Here is a 15398-nt window from a genome sequence, read left to right as displayed (position 1 = left end):
GGACGCGCGCCGTGCGCGCGGCCCGCCGCCACCGCCCCGATCCTCCTGCTCAGGGCTTACCCGAGTCAACGCTTTCCGACGTCCTGTCGGTAAAACGGTACCCCTCTACGGCGTCAGGGCAACGTGAGGATGTCGGCCCCGGTGTCCGTCACCACGAGCGTGTGCTCGAACTGCGCGGTCCGCTTGCGGTCCTTCGTCACGACGGTCCAGCCGTCGTCCCACATGTCGTACTCGTGGGTGCCGAGGGTGAGCATCGGCTCGATCGTGAAGGTCATGCCCGGCTGCATCACGGTCGTCGCGTGCGGCGAGTCGTAGTGCGGGACGATGAGGCCGGAGTGGAACGAGGTGCTGATGCCGTGCCCGGTGAAGTCCCGCACGACGCCGTAGCCGAAGCGCTTGGCGTACGACTCGATGACCCGGCCGATGACGTTGATCTGCCGGCCCGGCCGGACCGCCTTGATCGCGCGGTTCAGCGACTCGCGGGTCCGCTCGACGAGCAGCCGCGACTCCTCGTCGACGTCCCCGCAGAGGTAGGTGGCGTTGTTGTCGCCGTGGACGCCGTGGATGTACGCGGTGACGTCGAGGTTCACGATGTCGCCGTCGCGCAGGACGGTCGAGTCGGGGATGCCGTGGCAGATGACCTCGTTGATCGAGGCGCACAGGGACTTGGGGAAGCCCCGGTAGCCGAGGGTCGACGGGTAGGCGCCGTGGTCGCACATGTACTCGTGCGCGACGCGGTCGAGCTCGTCGGTGGTGACGCCCGGCGCGATGTGCTTCGCGGCCTCCTCCATCGCGCGCGCGGCGAGGGAGCCGGCGAGGCGCATCCGCTCGATGGTGTCGGAGTCCTGGACCTCGGGACCGTCGTACGGCGCCGGCGCCGGCTTCCCGACGTACTCGGGGCGGCGGATGGATCCGGGGACGGAACGGATGGGGGAGAGCTCCCCTGGGGCGAGCAGCGACTGGCCAGACATGCCAGCGAGTCTAACCAGGGCCCGCGGGGGCACCATGGCGACAGAGGAAGGAGCGGGACATGGCCCTGTTCAAGAAGCGCACGGCGGGCAAGCCGGGCGAGTGGTACTACTGCCTCCAGCACGGCAAGGTCGAGGAGGGCCCCGAGTGCCCGGCGAAGGACCGGTTCGGTCCGTACCCGAGCCGGCAGGAGGCCGACCACGCGATGGAGACCGCCCGTGAGCGCAACCTCCAGTGGGAGAACGACCCCCGCTGGCACGACGGCGGTACGGGGGCGTCCACCCCGGACCGGGAGGGCTGACCGTCCGGCGCGCCGCACGGAAGGCCCGGCCGTCCGCCGTGGCGCGCCCGTCCGCCGTGGCGCGTCCGTCAGCCGCCCGTCGGCGGGACCCGGCGCGGGGCCGCCCGGCGGGGGAGACGGGCCGACTACGCGGCGGCCTCGCGGCGGCGGCGGGCGTCCTCGTCGGTCGTCGCGTCGTACGTGACCAGCTTCGGCAGCGCCGCCGCCAGCAGCGCCACCGCCGCCACGCACGCCACGCCGCCGCCCCAGACGGCGGGCCGCGTCCCGGTCCACCCGGCCATCGCCCCCGCCCGGACCTGGCCCAGCTGCGGGCCCACGCTGTACGACAGCACCTCGATGCCCGCCAGCCGCCCCCGCAGCTCGTCCGGGATCGTCTGGTTCCAGATCGTCGACCGACCCAGACCGCTCAGCATGTCGCCCGCGCCCGCGAACGCCAGCGCCAGCAGGACCAGCCACACGTTCTCCAGCCACCCCGCGGCGGCCACGGCCAGCCCCCACCCGCCGGCGCCCACCACCACCATCAGCCCGTGCCGCCGCACCCGCGACGTCCACCCGCTCGTCAGGCTGAGCAGCACCGACCCGACCGACCCCGCCGCGTACATCAGCCCCAGCGACCACTCCGCGTCCAGCTCGTCCGCGAGGAACGGGAACAGCGTGTGCGGGAAGGCGAGCAGCATCGCGGCCAGGTCGACGGCGTACGTGCCGAGCAGCACCGGCCGCGACCAGGCGTACCGCGCCCCCTCCGCGATCCCCCGCAGGGACGGCTTCGCCGAGCCCCGCGCGGGCGGGGCGGGCGACAGGCGCAGGCACAGCAGCACCGAGACGGCGAAGCAGCACACGGTCGTGGCGTACGCCGCCCCGTGACCCGCGTACGCCACGACGAGCCCGGCGAGGGCCGGGCCGGCGATGGCGCCGAGCTGCCAGCGCAGCGCGTTCAGCGCGGCGGACGCGGGGAGCTGGTCGTGCGGCACGATCCTCGCGATGAGCGAGTCCAGCGCGGGCCGCTGCAGCCCGGCCATGGCGGAGACGCCCGCCGCGACCACGTACAGCGGACACAGCATCGGCCGGGGCGCGAGCGCGTTGAGCAGCAGCACCAGGGCCAGCAGACCGAGGACCGCCTCGGTCGCCAGGATCACCCGGCGCCGGTCCACCGCGTCCGCCAGCGCGCCTCCGTACAGACCGCACACCACCAGCGGAACCAGCTCGACCGCGCCCATCGCGCCGACCGCCAGCGGCGAGTCCGTGAGGTCCTTGATCTGCAACGGCAGCGCGACCATCGCGGTGAAGCTGCCGAAGTACGCGACGAGGCCCTGCACCCACAGGAGGCGGAAGTCCCGGGAGGAGCGCCACGGGGACAGGTCGGGCAGCACGGCGGACAGCTTCGAGGTCACGGGGCGCCATGCTGCGCCCCGCTCACTGCCGCCTGCAAGCTGTTTTCACCAGCGCTCGGGCGGCGGGGACGTCAGGTGGTCGGCGAGGCGGGAGAGCCGGTCGCGGAACCGGGTGCGCCGGCCCCGGGGCGCGGGCAGGCCGTTCTCGCCGGCCGCCGCGCTCACCAGGTGCTGCACCGTGTCCAGGTCCACCCCGCCCGAGCGCTCCGGGTCGACCGTGAGGCACTCGTGCGCCAGACCCTGCACCTCCGGGACCCCGCCGTCCAGGGACAGCACGGTCGCGCCCGCCCGCCGCGCGTCGTGGACCCGCTCCAGCAGGGCGTCGTCCGGCCGGTCCGGCGCCACGAGCAGCAGCGTCGCCCCCCGGCCCGCCGCCTCCAGCCGCCCCGGCCCGACCGACAGGTGCGCCGGGTCGGCCGGGCCCACCCGGTGCCGCACGAGGGTGGGCGCCAGCTCCGGGCGTCCCGACCACATCGCCTCGTCCACCAGGTGCGCGGCCAGGTGCCACGGCTCGTACGCGGCCGTGCCCACCAGCAGCAGTCCGCCGCCCTGCGGCACGACCGACGACCGCAGCGCCCCGGCGAACCCGCGCGCCGCGGCCGGCCACGCGGTCCCGGCCAGCACTTCGCGGAGCAGGGCGACCCGTACGGCATCCATGGCGCCGCATCCTGCCCCGGCGGACGGCCCGGCGCGCGGCCACCGCGGACCTGTCACCCGTACGGGCGCGGTGGCACGTAGTGTCACCTCCATGACTGAGACGGAGACCAAGAAGGCCCGCGACCCCTGGGAGCTGCCCGACGTGTCGGGCCTCGTCGTCGGCGTCCTCGGCGGCACCGGCGACCAGGGCCGCGGCCTCGCCTACCGGCTGGCCCGCGCCGGGCAGAAGGTGATCCTCGGCTCGCGCGCCGCCGACCGCGCCCGCGAGGCCGCCGCCGCGCTCGGCCTCGGCGTCGAGGGCGCCGACAACGCCGAGTGCGCCCGCCGCAGCGACGTCGTGATCGTCGCGGTGCCGTGGGACGGCCACGCGGCGACCCTGCGCGAGCTGCGCGAGGAGCTGCGCGGCAAGCTCGTCGTCGACTGCGTCAACCCGCTCGGCTTCGACAAGCAGGGCGCCTACGCCCTCACACCCGCGGAGGGCAGCGCCGCCCAGCAGGCCGCGGAGCTGCTGCCGGAGTCGCGCGTGACGGCGGCGTTCCAACACCTGTCGGCCGTGCTGCTGCGCGACGAGACGATCGAGGAGATCGACACCGACGTGATGGTCCTCGGCGACAAGCGCGCCGACACCGACCTCGTGCAGGCGCTCGCCGCCCGCATCCCCGGCATGCGGGGTGTCTACGCCGGCCGGCTGCGCAACGCCCACCAGGTGGAGTCGCTCGTCGCGAACCTGATCTCCGTCAACCGCCGCTACAAGGCCCACGCGGGGCTGCGCGTCACCGACGTCGACGGCGCGGGCGCGCCCGGCGCCTGAGCCACGCACGACACGGCCGCCCGGGGCGCCCCGTCGCGGGCCGCGCCGTCGTGGGGCTCGCGCCGGTCGGCTCGCGGCCGGCGCGGGACGCGGCCGCCGCTCCGCGCCCGGTCGGCCTGCGGCCGGTCGACCGCCGCCGGCCGGGCGTTCGTCGGCGGGGCCGCGTGGGGCCGCCGCGTGCCGGCCGCGTGTGCCGACCGTCCGGGCGTCGGCGCCCGGCCGGCCGGCGGGCCGCCGTCCGGTCGCGTGCCGGGTGTCCGTGCGCCCGCGCGGAGGGCACCGGCGGGGATGGGGGACACTGGTCGGGCACCGTTCACCCCCCCACCGGACAGGAGCCGACCCCCATGCCCCGCCTCGCCCTCTACACGCTCGTCGTGTGCGTCCTCGCCGCCGCGGCCGCCGTGGTCTCGTTCGTCCAGGGCAGCTGGCTCGGCATCGTGTGGGTGCTGCTGGCCGGCGTCTCCTCCAACATGAGCTGGTACTACTGGCGCCGCTCCCGCCAGGTCACCGGCTGACCCCCGGCACGGCCCCGCAGACCGCGCCCGGCTCCTGCCAGAAGCGGTAGAGGTCCAGCCCGCACCACGTCTCCTGCGCGCCCACGCCGAGCGCGCCGAGCACCCCGTGGACGAGGCCGAAGAACGCCTGGTTCACCTCCGGCGAGAACAACAGCACGAACACCGCGAGCAGCCCGTACGGCGCGAACGGCTCGACCGCCCGCCGCGCCCGTTCCGACAGCCACGGCTCCAGCACCCCGTACCCGTCCAGGCCCGGTACCGGCAGGAGGTTCAAGGCCGCCGCCGTCACCTGGAGCAGCGCGACGAACGCGAGGGCGGCGCGGAAGGGGCCCGGGACCCCGTCGAGGGCGCCCAGCCAGAACGGCGCGGTGCACACGGCCGCGAACAGGACGTTCGCCAGTGGCCCCGCCGCCGACACGAGACTGTGCCGGATCCGCCCGGGGATGCGGTGGCGTTCGACGTAGACGGCGCCACCCGGCAGGCCGATGCCGCCCATCACCAGGAACAGCACCGGCAGCAGCACGCTGAGCACCGGGTGCGCGTACCGCAGCGGGTCGAGCGTCAGGTAGCCCTTGGCCGCGACGGACGCGTCCCCCGCGTGCAGCGCGGTCCGGGCGTGCGCGTACTCGTGGAGGCAGAGGGAGACCACCCACGCGCCGGTGACGGCGAGGAACACGGCCACGCCCCGCCCCACGCCCCCGGACGCGGGCCCGGCCTCCGACCACACCACCCAGCCGGCGGCGGCCGTCACGCCGGCGACGGCGAGGAACACGGGGCTGACGGCGCGGTCGCCACCGCGGCGGCGCTGGACGGCGGTTGCCATGCGGACCCTCCTCGGCCGGGGCGTCGACCGTACCCCGCGTCGCGCAGAATGGGCCCGTGCAGATCTCCGTACTCGGCCCGACGCAGGTCCACCGCGCGGACGGTACCCCCGTCCCGGTCGGCGGGGCACGGCTGCGCGCGCTGCTCACCGTCCTCGCGCTGCGCCCCGGGCGGGCCGTGCCGGTCGGGCTGCTCGTCGACGAGGTCTGGCACGGCGACGAGCAGCCCGCCGACGCCGTGGCCGCCCTGCAGGCGCTGGTCGGCCGACTGCGCCGGGCCCTCGGCGCCGGCGCGGTGGTGTCGGCGTCCGGCGGGTACCGGCTGGACGCCGCCGCGGACGACGTGGACGCGCACCGGTTCGAGCGGCTCGTCGCGGACGGCGTCCGCTTCCTGGACGCCGGCGACCCGGCCGAGGCGTTGCACGCGCTGGACGAGGCGCTCGGCCTGTGGCGGGACCCGGTCCTGGCGGACCTGCCCGGCCGGGCGGGGGAGACGGCGCGCTGGGCCGCCCGGCGCGGCACCGCCGTCCGCAGCCGCCTCACGGCACTGGCGGCCCTGGGCCGCGCCGAGGAGGCGCTGCCGGAACTGGCCGCCCTGTGCGCCGCCGCCCCGCTCGACGAGCCCCTGCACGCGCTGCGCATCCGCACACTGCGGGACACGGGTCGTCCGGCCGCGGCCCTCGCCGCGTACGAGGCGGTCCGCCGTGACCTGGCCGGCCGCCTGGGCACCGACCCGGGCCCGGAGCTGCGCGCCCTCCACGCGGAACTGCTGGCCCCGGCCCCAGGCCTGGCCCCGGCCCCAGGCCTGGCCCCGGCCCCAGGCCTGGCCCCGGGCCTGGCCCCGGCGCCAGGCCCGGCGGCCTCGGTTTCGGCCCCGGGGATGGCAGCGGGCCCGGCGGCCCCGGCTTGGGCCTCGGCCCGTGGCCCGGCCCCGGGCCTCCCGTCGGGCCCTGGGCCGACCCCCGCGGCGGGTCCGCGCCCGGCCCCCGCCCCGGGTGTGGCCGGGGTACCCGGACTGAGCGGCGCGCCCGAGGAGGACGGTGTGCCCGGTGGGCCGGGCGCGGCGCCCGGAGCGTCCGGCGGGAGGGGCGAGCGCGGTGCGCCCGGGGCCGCCCGGCCGGTGCCCGGCCCGGACGCGCCGGCGCCCCCGGCGGGGCCGGACGTCTTCGACGTGTCCGCCGAGGGGCCGCCCGGCGCGGCGCCGCACGGCCCGGTTGCGCGCGCCGCGGGGGCGGCCCCCGTGGACCCGACCACCGAACGGTCGCCCGGCGCGAGGCCGCCCGGCACGGGGACGTACGGCACGGGAGCGTACGGCGCCGAGCTGCACCCCGCGGGGACGGCCGACGAGGACGCGTCCCCCTCGGCGACGCCCGGTGCGGCGACGGCAGGCGCGGCCATGCCCGGTGCGGCGGCGCCCGGTGCGGCGACGCCCCGCCCGGACGCCGCCTGTCCGGCGGCGGCGCCCGTCGCCACCCGCCCCGAGCCCCGCCACGCCCCCGACCCCGAGCCCCGCGACCACCCGGGCGCCGAGCCCGGCCGCGGCCCGGTTCCCGGGCCCCCGCCCGGGAACCTGCGGGCGCGGCTGACCAGCTTCGTCGGGCGGGACGAGGACATCGGCGCCCTCCTCGGGGACCTCGACCGGGCGCGGCTCGTGACGCTGCTCGGGCCCGGCGGAGCCGGCAAGACCCGGCTGTCCCAGGAGGCCGCCGAGCGCGGCGCCGACCGGTGGCCCGACGGGGTGTGGGTGGCCGAACTGGCCCCGGTCGCCGACCCCGACGCCGTACCCGAGGCCGTGCTGACCGCGCTCGGCGCGCGGGAGACCGTGCTGCGCGGCGCGGGGGCGGAGGAACTGCGCGCCGCCGAACCCCGAGGCAACGACCCCCTCGTCCGGCTCGCCGAGCACTGCGGCTCACGCCGCCTGCTGCTCCTGCTCGACAACTGCGAGCACGTGGTCGGCGCCGCCGCCCGCCTCGCGCACCACCTGCTGGAGCGCTGCCCCGGCCTGACCGTCCTCGCCACCAGCCGCGAGCCCCTCGCCGTCGGCGGGGAGGTCGTGCGCCCGGTCGAGCCGCTGCCCGCCCCCGCGGCCCTGCGCCTGCTCGGCGAGCGCGGGGCCGCCGCCCGGCCGGGGTTCGCCACCGGGAGCGACCCCGAGGCGTGCGCCGAGATCTGCCGGCGCCTGGACGGCCTGCCGCTCGCCATCGAACTGGCCGCCGCCCGCCTCCGCGTCCTGACGCCGCGCCAGATCGCGGACCGGCTCGACGACCGCTTCCGCCTCCTCACCGGCGGCAGCCGCACCGTCCTGCCCCGCCAGCAGACGCTGCGGGCCGTCGTCGACTGGTCCTGGGACCTGCTGGACGGACCCGAGCGCGCCGTGCTGCGCCGCCTGGCCGTCTTCTCCGGCGGCTGTGCCCTCGACGCCGCCGAGGCGGTGTGCGCCGCCCCCAACACCCTCGACCTGCTCGGCTCCCTCGTCGACAAGTCCCTCGTCGTCGCCTCGCCGGGCGACGACGGCGAGATGCGCTACCGCCTCCTGGAGACCGTCGCCGAGTACGCCGCCGAGCGCCTCGACGAGGCCGCCGAGCGCCCCGCCACCGAACGCCGCCACCTCGTCCACTACCGCGAACTCGCCCGCACCACCGATCCGTTGCTGCGCGGCGCGGGTCAGCGTGCCGCCCTGGCCCGGCTCCAGCGCGAGTACGGCAACCTCCGCGCCGCCCTGCGCCGCGCCGTCGCCGCCCGCGACGAGCAGGAGAGCCTCTGCCTCGTGCTGTCCCTCGCCTGGTACTGGCAGATGCGCGACCTGCGCTCCGACGCCCGGCAGTGGTCCGAGGCCGCGGCCGCGCTCGGCCCCGACCCGTTCGCCCCGCCCGTCGCCCCCGTCCCGCCGATCGCCGAGCGCTGCACCGACGCGCCACCCCCCATGGGCCGCGAACTCCTCACGGAGGCGCGCCGGCAGGTCCGGCTCGTGCAGATGGTCAACATGGACCACGAGCAGGGCGCCTGGGCCACCACCGGCCGCGCCCTGCTGGAGCGGGCCGCGCGGGCGTACCGACCGGGGCTGCCCCAGGGGTGCCGGATGCCCGGCTTCCTGTGGATCCTCGCCGTCCTCCTCTCGGGCGACGGCTCCCGGCTGCACGCGCTCCTCGACTCGACCGTCGACACCGCCCGCGCCCTCGGTTACGACTGGGACCTCGCCCACGCCCTGCAGTGGCGCGCCAACGTCCTCGCCAACCGCAGCTCCCTGGCGGCCGAGGCGTGCCGGGACGCCGACGAGGCGCTGGAGATCTTCCTCCGCCTCGGCGACTCCTGGGGCGCCGCCGAGGCGCTCGCCGCCCGCGGCGAGGCCCGCGAGAACCGCGGCGAGTCCGCGGGCGCCGCCGCCGACTACCAGGCCGCCGTCGGCCACGCCGAACGGCTCGCGGCCCAGGCTCAGGTGCTGCTGCTGCGCACCCGGTACGCCGCCGTCCTCCCCGAACTGGGCCGTGCCGAGGAGTCGGAGGCCATCCTGCGCGACGTCCTCGCCACGGGGCGGGGCGCCGGCCGGGAGGCGGGCCCCGCGGCCCGGCTCCACCTCTCCGTGCACCTCGGCCGCACCGGCCGCACGGCCGAGGCGCGCGAGCTGCTCGGCGCCCTGCGCGAGGAGTTCGGCACGCCGACGCTCTCGCTCTTCGACGGCTTCACCCTCGGCTGCCTCGCCTGGCTGGACACGCTGGAGGGCCGGCACGCCGAGGCGCTGGACCTCGCCGCGCGGGCGCTGCGCAGAAGCCGCGAGCCGCTGACCATGATGGTCGCGCCGCAGATGGCCGCGGGCCACCTGGTCACCGCCGCGCGGGCGCTCGCGGGCCTGGGCGGCGGCCGCGCCCGTACGGCGGCGGTCCTGCTCGGAGCCCACCCGGGTCTGCTGCCGCGGGGCCACGTGGCGTCGTCGATGGAGCGCGACGCCCTGGCCGCGGCCGAGGCCGCCGCCCGCGCGGTCCTCGGCGGGGCCGCCTTCGACGCCGCGTACGCCGAGGGCGGCGGCCTCGGCTTCGACGAGGCCGCCGCCCTGCTCGAAGGGGCGTGACGCGCTCACGTGTGCCGGCGGAACCGCGCGACCGCCAGCGGGGCCGTGACCAGCGTGATGGCCGCCGCCCAGCCGAGGGTCATCCACACCGCTCCGGCGACCGGGCCGCCGTTCACGAGGTTCCGCGCCGCGTCGGCCAGGGCGGAGAGCGGGTTGTAGTCGGTGAAGGCGCGCAGCCAGTCGGGCATCGACTCCGGCGGCGCGAAGATCGACGACCCGAACTGCAGCGGCATCAGCACGAGCATGGCCACTCCCTGGACCGTCTGGGCGGTCTGGAGGCTCAGCCCCAGGAGGATGAAGATCCACATGAGGGAGGTGCCGAAGAGCACCGACAGGCCCACCGCCGCCAGCAGGTGCAGCGGCGAGGTCGCGACCTCGAAGCCCAGCACGAACCCCATGGCGAGCAGGATCGCGGTGGCGACCACCATCCGGCCTGCCTCCACGATGATCCTCGCGACGAGGACGGACGACCGGGCGATCGGCATGGTCCGGAACCGGTCCATGACGCCCTTCTTGACGTCGTCGTTGATGCCGGTGCCCATGCCCATGGCGATGTTGAGGCCCATCATCGCCATCAGGCCGGGGATCAGGTAGTTCACGTAGTCCTGCTGGTTGCCCTTGCCGGAGATCGCGCCGCCGAAGACGTGCACGAACAGCAGCGTGAGGACGACCGGCATGAGCAGGACGTCGAACATCGCCTCCGGGTTCTGCTTGATCTGCAGGACGTTGCGGCGGGTCAGCGCGCCGATGTGCCGCAGGTGGGCGCGTGCCCCGATGCGGCCCTCGCCGGTGGGCCGCGCCGGGGCGGAGCGGCGCGGCGGCGCGGGGGCGGCCTGCGTCGCCGCTGGCGCGGGCGTCGCGGGCGTCGTGGACGGTGTCGGTGTCGCGGTGTTCGTGCCGGTGCTCATGCGGCCACCTCCTGGGGGCGCTCGTCGGACTGCGGGGTGGCGCGTTCGCCGGTGATCGCGAGGAACACCTCGTCCAGGCTGGGCAGGTGCGTCCCGATGTGGGCGATGCCGTGGCCGCCCGCGGCCAGCAGCCCGACCACGGCGGTGAGTTGACCGTCGCTGAGGACGGGCACGTACAGCCGGCCCTCGTCGTGGACGACCGTGGCGCCCGCGGGGCCGGCCAGACCCGACTCGGCGAGCGACCGCGCCATGGCGGGCAGGTCGCCCGGGTCGACGGGCCGGACCTGGAGGGTGCGACCGCCGACCTTCGCCTTCAGCTCGTCCACGCCGCCCCGGGCGATCACCCGGCCGCGGTCGACGACCGTCAGCTCGCTCGCCAGCTGCTCGGCCTCCTCCATGTACTGGGTGGTGAGCAGCACGGTGCTGCCCTCCTCGACCATGCGCCGCACCTCGTCCCAGACCTCGTTGCGGGTGCGCGGGTCGAGGCCGGTGGTCGGCTCGTCCAGGTAGAGCACCGCGGGCCGGCCGATCATGGAGGCGGCCAGGTCAAGGCGGCGCCGCATGCCGCCCGAGTACTGCGCGGCGGGCCGGCGGGCCGCTTCGGTGAGCGAGAACCGCTCCAGCATCTCGTCGGCGCGCGCCCGGGCGTCCCGGCGGGACAGGTCGAGCAGTCGGCCGATCATGTAGAGGTTCTCCCAGCCGGAGAGCTTCTCGTCCACGGAGGCGTACTGGCCGGTCAGCCCGATGGCGCGGCGCAGTGCCCGCGGCTGGCGCAGCACGTCGCAGCCGGCGACGGTCGCGGTGCCGGCGTCGGGGACGACCAGGGTGGACAGGCAGCGGACGAGTGTGGTCTTGCCGGCGCCGTTGGGCCCCAGCACGCCGAGGACGGTGCCCTCGCGCACGTCGAGGTCCACCCCGTCCAGCGCCTTCGTCGCGCCGTAGTGCTTGACGAGGCCGCGTACCTCGACGGCGTTGGTGTCGGATCGTGTCATGCCCCCAGGGGACCAGGGCGCGCCGACAGGCCCCCGACAGATCACCGACAGACCACCGACAGCCCCCGGCAGCCACCGACAGGCCCACCGACGGGCCGCCGAGAGGTGCCCGGTAGACCCACCGGCGGGCCGCCGAGAGGCCACCCGCGGGCCACCGGGCGGGCCACCGGGCGGGCCACCGGGCGGGCCACCGAACGGACCGCCCGCGGGACGCCGACGGCGGGGCGGACCGGGCCCGGACGCCCGACAGCCCGCCGATGGGGGAAGTCGGCGGGCTGTCGTCCGTACCGCGGTGGCCGGAGGGGAACGGTTCCCCTGGAGGAACGGTTCCGCTAGTGGAAGCTGTGCTCCTCGGCGGGGAACGCCCCGCCGGCGACGTCGTCCGCGAACGCCTGCGCCGCGTCGCCCAGCGTGCGGCGCAGGTCGGCGTACTGCTTGGTGAACCGCGGCACCTTGCCGCCGGTCAGTCCGGCCATGTCCGTCCAGACCAGCACCTGCGCGTCGGTGCCCGCGCCGGCGCCGATGCCGATGGTCGGGACGTGCAGCGACCGCGTGACCTCCGCGGCCAGCTCCGCCGGCACCAGTTCCAGCACCACGGCGAACGCCCCCGCGTCCTGGGCGGCCTTGGCGTCCCGCAGCAGGCGGTGCGCGTCCTCGTCGGCGCGGCCCTGCACGCGGTACCCCATGGTGTTCACGGACTGCGGGGTCAGGCCCAGGTGCGACATCACGGGGATGCCGGCCTGCACCAGCGTCTCCGTCTGCGGCAGCGACCGTTCGCCGCCCTCCAGCTTCACCGCGCCCACGCCGGCCTCCTTGACCAGCCGCGTCGCCGACCGCAGGGCCTGTACCGGACCCTCCTGGTACGAGCCGAACGGCAGGTCGCCCACGATGAGCGCGCGCCGTGTGCCGCGTACGACGGCAGCCGACAGGATGGCCATCTCGTCCAGCGTGACCGGCACGGTCGTGTCGTAGCCGAGGTGGCAGTTGCCCATCGAGTCGCCGACCAGCAGGACCGGGATGCCGGCCTCGTCGAAGACGGACGCGGTCATCGCGTCGTACGCCGTGAGCATGGGCCACTTCTCGCCGCGCTGCTTGGCGGCGGCGATGTCGTGGACGGTGACGCGGCGCGTGCCCGTGCCGCCGTACAGCGCCTTGGGGTGCTTGCCCCCGGCGTCCCCGCCACTGTCCCCGGACGGTTTCGGGGCAGGCTGAAGCGTCATGTGGATCGGCTCCTTCGTCATCTCGAGGCGCCCTGACGGCGTCCCCGGACCACGTCCATGGTGGCACTTCGTGCCGCACCGGGGGAAGTGGGGGGAGTAATACGAGACGGCGACGTATCGGAATCCGGCCTACGGTGGATCCATGGACCGGCCCCCGCGCCCCCCGCGCGACCCCCGCCCCCTCCACCCGGCCGTCCCGGCGGACGTCCACCGCCGCCGCTGGGTGATCCTCGCGGTGCTCATGCTCAGCCTCCTCTTCGTCGTGCTGGACAACTCGATCCTCAACGTCGCCGTCAAGACCATCGCGAGCCCGCCGCCCACCGGGCTGGGCGCCACCCAGAGCCAGCTGGAGTGGGCGATCAACGCCTACGCGCTGGTCTTCGCCGGGCTGCTGTTCACCGCGGGCCTCGTGGGCGACCGACTCGGCCGCCGCCGGACGCTGCTGTTCGGCACCGTCGTCTTCGGCGTCTCCTCGGCGCTGGCCGCCCTCGCCGACTCGCCCGTCGAGCTGGTGGCCTACCGCGCGGTGATGGGCTTCGGCGCGGCCTTCGTCATGCCGGCCACGCTCGCCATCCTCATGAACGTCTTCGAACGGGACGAGCAGCCGAAGGCCATCGGCGTGTGGGTCGGCGCGGTCGGCGTGGCCATCGCCGTCGGGCCGGTCACCGGCGGACTGCTCCTGGAGCACTTCTGGTGGGGCTCGATCTTCCTGGTCAACGTGCCCGTGGTGATCGTCTCGCTGATCGCCGTCGCCGCCGTGGTGCCGGAGTCGCGCGACCCCGCGCCCGGCCGGACGGACCCCGGCGGGGTGGTGCTGTCGATCGTCGGCCTGGTGCTGCTGGTGTTCGGCATCATCCGCGGCGGTGAGCTGGCCGACCTGACCGACTGGACGGTGGTGCTGCCCGTCGCGGGCGGGGCCCTCGTCCTCGCCGCGTTCGTCGCGCACGAGCGGCGCACCGCCCACCCGGCGCTGGACATGACGTACTTCCGGCAGCCGGTCTTCTCGGCGGCCGTCGGCGGGATCGCGCTCGTGTTCTTCGCCCTGATGGGCGTCACCTTCGTCTCCGTCTTCTACCTGCAGAGCGTGCGCGGCTTCAGCCCGCTCCAGGCCGGGCTGCTCCTGCTGCCCCTCGCCGTGACGCAGCTGCTGTTCGCCCCGCGCTCCCGGCTGGCGGTGCGGCGCTTCGGGGCGCGTGCGGTGTGCGCGTCCGGGCTGCTGCTCGTCGCCGCCTGCCTGGCCGCGTTCGCCGGCTTCGACACCGGTACGCCGGTGTGGGTCGTCGAACTCGTCCTCTTCGCGCAGGGCGCGGGCATGGCGCACGTCATGCCGCCCGTGACGGTGGCCGTCATGCAGGCCCTGCCCCGTGAGAAGGCCGGGTCCGGCTCGGCGGTCAACAACACCTTCCGGCAGATCGGCGGGGCCCTCGGCGTCGCCGTGCTGGGCTCGCTGCTGTCCGGGGTGTACCGGGACGGCATCGAGGGGCACCTCGCCCCCCTGCCGGCGGCCGACCGCGCCGGCGCGGGCGAGTCCGTCGAGGCGACCCTGGCCGCCGCCCGGCAGCTCGGCGCGGCGGGGGAGGCGCTCGTGGAGCCCGCGCAGACGGCGTTCCTGCACGCCATGCACGTCACCTCCCTGTGCGCGGCCGCCGTCGCCGTCCTCGGCGCCTGCGTGGTGGGCGCCTTCCTGCCCGGCCGGGGCGCGGCGCCCGGCGACCACGGGCGCGTGACGGGGGGCGGCGCACGGGAATCCGTCCCCCGCTGACGCGGCCCGGCGGTCGGGGCGGGCGCCCGCCCCGACCACCGGCGCCACCCCGACCCGTCCGTACGTCCGTCCAGGCTGGAGGCGACACCCGTGCCCCCGCGACCACCCCGGCGTCCGCGCGCCCCCCACGACGCCGACGCGCCCACCGCGGCCCCGGCCCCGGCCCCGGCCCCGGCCCCACCGGCCCCGACCGGGCCGGGCCCGGCCCCGGTCGACGCGCCCGCCCCGGCGGCTCCGGCCTCACCCGCCCCCGCCGCACCCGTCACCCCCGCCGCACTCGCCACTCCGGCGGCGCCGGCCGCCCCGGCGTCCGCCGCCCCGCCCGTCCGGCGGGGGCGGCCGCGGAGCGAGGCGGCGGCGCGGGCCATCCTCGACGCCGCCGTACGGCTGCTGGAGGACGGCGTCCCGCTCGCCGAGCTGTCCATGGAGCGGATCGCCCGCACCGCCGGCGTCGGCAAGGCCACCGTCTACCGCCGCTGGCCGGGCAAGGAGGAACTGCTCGTCGACCTCATCCGGTCCGCCGAGCCCACGCAGCCCGAGCTGCCCGGGACCTCCGTGCGCGACGACCTCGTCGCGCTCCTGGAAGCGGTGCGCCGGCGCGGCGCCGCCAAACGCTCCTCCGCCGTCCTGCACACCGTCTTCGCCCAGCTCCGCGGCTACCCCCGGCTCTGGGACGCCTATCGCCGGGCCGTGCTCCAACCGCACCGCCGCGCCACTCTCGACGTACTGCGGCGGGGCGTCGGGACCGGCGAGATCCGCCCCGACGCGGACGTCGAGCTGCTCGGCGACCTGTTCGTGGGCCCCGTCCTGCTCCGCGCCTTCGTCGCCCCGGACACCCCGCTCGACGAGGACCTGCCCGCCCGGGTCGTCGACGCCGTCCTCGCCGGCGCGGCGGCGGACCCGCCCGCCACGGGCCCGTGAGGACCACCCCGCCGGCCGGTGGCACCACCCGCGGACCCGCGCGTACCGCCCCGTACCCCCGGCC

The 15398-nt window shown here is 76.7% G+C and carries 12 protein-coding genes and 1 pseudogene; 6 read left to right on the top strand and 7 right to left on the bottom strand.

What is annotated here, in order from left to right; translation table 11 throughout:
- Nucleotides 1–113: 113 nt before the first annotated feature.
- Nucleotides 114–971, bottom strand: a complete 858-nt coding sequence (gene map, locus NRO40_RS07840; RefSeq protein ID WP_058943524.1) for a type I methionyl aminopeptidase — start codon at nucleotides 969–971, stop codon at nucleotides 114–116.
- Between the two features lie 59 nt (nucleotides 972–1030).
- On the opposite strand from map, the gene NRO40_RS07835 reads away from it, so the two are divergent.
- Nucleotides 1031–1270 (top strand): hypothetical protein, encoded by a 240-nt coding sequence (locus NRO40_RS07835; protein ID WP_058943525.1) that lies wholly within the window; start codon nucleotides 1031–1033, stop codon nucleotides 1268–1270.
- 125 nt (nucleotides 1271–1395) lie between these two features.
- On the opposite strand, the gene NRO40_RS07830 is transcribed toward NRO40_RS07835, so the two are convergent.
- Both NRO40_RS07830 and NRO40_RS07825 read right to left on the bottom strand, forming a co-directional pair.
- A complete protein-coding gene (locus NRO40_RS07830; protein WP_058943526.1) occupies nucleotides 1396–2661 on the bottom strand; it encodes an MFS transporter in 1266 nt (421 codons plus the stop codon).
- Between the two features lie 45 nt (nucleotides 2662–2706).
- Nucleotides 2707–3318 (bottom strand): hypothetical protein, encoded by a 612-nt coding sequence (locus NRO40_RS07825; protein WP_058943527.1) that lies wholly within the window; start codon nucleotides 3316–3318, stop codon nucleotides 2707–2709.
- 91 nt (nucleotides 3319–3409) lie between these two features.
- Between NRO40_RS07825 and npdG the strand changes: the two genes are divergently transcribed.
- Entirely contained in the window at nucleotides 3410–4129 is a 720-nt protein-coding gene (npdG, locus tag NRO40_RS07820) for an NADPH-dependent F420 reductase (RefSeq protein ID WP_058943528.1), read from the top strand.
- A gap of 288 nt (nucleotides 4130–4417) precedes the next feature.
- Nucleotides 4418–4644, top strand: a pseudogene (locus tag NRO40_RS07815) (hypothetical protein).
- Here NRO40_RS07815 and NRO40_RS07810 read toward each other — a convergent pair.
- Nucleotides 4634–5467, bottom strand: coding sequence for a site-2 protease family protein (locus NRO40_RS07810; protein WP_058943529.1), 834 nt, complete (start codon nucleotides 5465–5467; stop codon nucleotides 4634–4636). The pseudogene NRO40_RS07815 and the gene NRO40_RS07810 sit on opposite strands and share 11 nt — an antisense overlap.
- 56 nt (nucleotides 5468–5523) lie before the next feature.
- On the opposite strand from NRO40_RS07810, the gene NRO40_RS07805 reads away from it, so the two are divergent.
- Complete coding sequence (locus tag NRO40_RS07805; RefSeq protein ID WP_257375359.1) at nucleotides 5524–9531, top strand: AfsR/SARP family transcriptional regulator; 4008 nt, start codon at nucleotides 5524–5526, stop codon at nucleotides 9529–9531.
- A 5-nt stretch (nucleotides 9532–9536) separates the two neighbouring features.
- Here NRO40_RS07805 and NRO40_RS07800 read toward each other — a convergent pair whose 3' ends face one another.
- The 3 genes from NRO40_RS07800 to panB form a co-directional block, all read right to left on the bottom strand.
- Nucleotides 9537–10439: an ABC transporter permease gene (locus NRO40_RS07800; protein ID WP_058944454.1), complete on the bottom strand. Its 903-nt coding sequence runs from the start codon at nucleotides 10437–10439 to the stop codon at nucleotides 9537–9539.
- Nucleotides 10436–11431: an ATP-binding cassette domain-containing protein gene (locus tag NRO40_RS07795; RefSeq protein WP_058944455.1), complete on the bottom strand. Its 996-nt coding sequence runs from the start codon at nucleotides 11429–11431 to the stop codon at nucleotides 10436–10438. The genes NRO40_RS07800 and NRO40_RS07795 overlap by 4 nt, the downstream gene beginning before the upstream one ends.
- Nucleotides 11432–11763: 332 nt before the next feature.
- Nucleotides 11764–12651: a 3-methyl-2-oxobutanoate hydroxymethyltransferase gene (gene panB, locus NRO40_RS07790; protein ID WP_058944465.1), complete on the bottom strand. Its 888-nt coding sequence runs from the start codon at nucleotides 12649–12651 to the stop codon at nucleotides 11764–11766.
- Nucleotides 12652–12793: 142 nt separating this feature from the next.
- Here panB and NRO40_RS07785 point away from each other — a divergent pair, with 142 nt between their 5' ends.
- On the top strand, nucleotides 12794–14413 hold the full coding sequence (locus tag NRO40_RS07785; protein WP_058944456.1) for a DHA2 family efflux MFS transporter permease subunit: 1620 nt from the start codon (nucleotides 12794–12796) through the stop codon (nucleotides 14411–14413).
- 90 nt (nucleotides 14414–14503) lie between these two features.
- Nucleotides 14504–15334: a TetR/AcrR family transcriptional regulator gene (locus NRO40_RS07780; RefSeq protein ID WP_306674857.1), complete on the top strand. Its 831-nt coding sequence runs from the start codon at nucleotides 14504–14506 to the stop codon at nucleotides 15332–15334.
- The last annotated feature ends 64 nt before the right edge of the window (nucleotides 15335–15398 follow it).

Source organism: Streptomyces changanensis (assembly GCF_024600715.1).
In the GTDB taxonomy this organism is placed as follows: domain Bacteria; phylum Actinomycetota; class Actinomycetes; order Streptomycetales; family Streptomycetaceae; genus Streptomyces; species Streptomyces changanensis.
The sequence above is the reverse complement of the archived record's forward strand: the minus strand, read 5'-3'. Positions and strand labels throughout refer to the sequence as shown.

Bases quoted from the DNA above. Each gene is read 5' to 3' on its own strand.
- NRO40_RS07810 (WP_058943529.1), bottom strand. From the start codon at position 5,467: ATGGCAACCGCCGTCCAGCGCCGCCGCGGTGGCGACCGCGCCGTCAGC.
- npdG (WP_058943528.1), top strand. From the start codon at position 3,410: ATGACTGAGACGGAGACCAAGAAGGCCCGCGACCCCTGGGAGCTGCCC.
- NRO40_RS07800 (WP_058944454.1), bottom strand. From the start codon at position 10,439: ATGAGCACCGGCACGAACACCGCGACACCGACACCGTCCACGACGCCC.
- NRO40_RS07795 (WP_058944455.1), bottom strand. From the start codon at position 11,431: ATGACACGATCCGACACCAACGCCGTCGAGGTACGCGGCCTCGTCAAG.
- NRO40_RS07835 (WP_058943525.1), top strand. From the start codon at position 1,031: ATGGCCCTGTTCAAGAAGCGCACGGCGGGCAAGCCGGGCGAGTGGTAC.
- map (WP_058943524.1), bottom strand. From the start codon at position 971: ATGTCTGGCCAGTCGCTGCTCGCCCCAGGGGAGCTCTCCCCCATCCGT.
- panB (WP_058944465.1), bottom strand. From the start codon at position 12,651: ATGACGCTTCAGCCTGCCCCGAAACCGTCCGGGGACAGTGGCGGGGAC.
- NRO40_RS07785 (WP_058944456.1), top strand. From the start codon at position 12,794: ATGGACCGGCCCCCGCGCCCCCCGCGCGACCCCCGCCCCCTCCACCCG.
- NRO40_RS07825 (WP_058943527.1), bottom strand. From the start codon at position 3,318: ATGGATGCCGTACGGGTCGCCCTGCTCCGCGAAGTGCTGGCCGGGACC.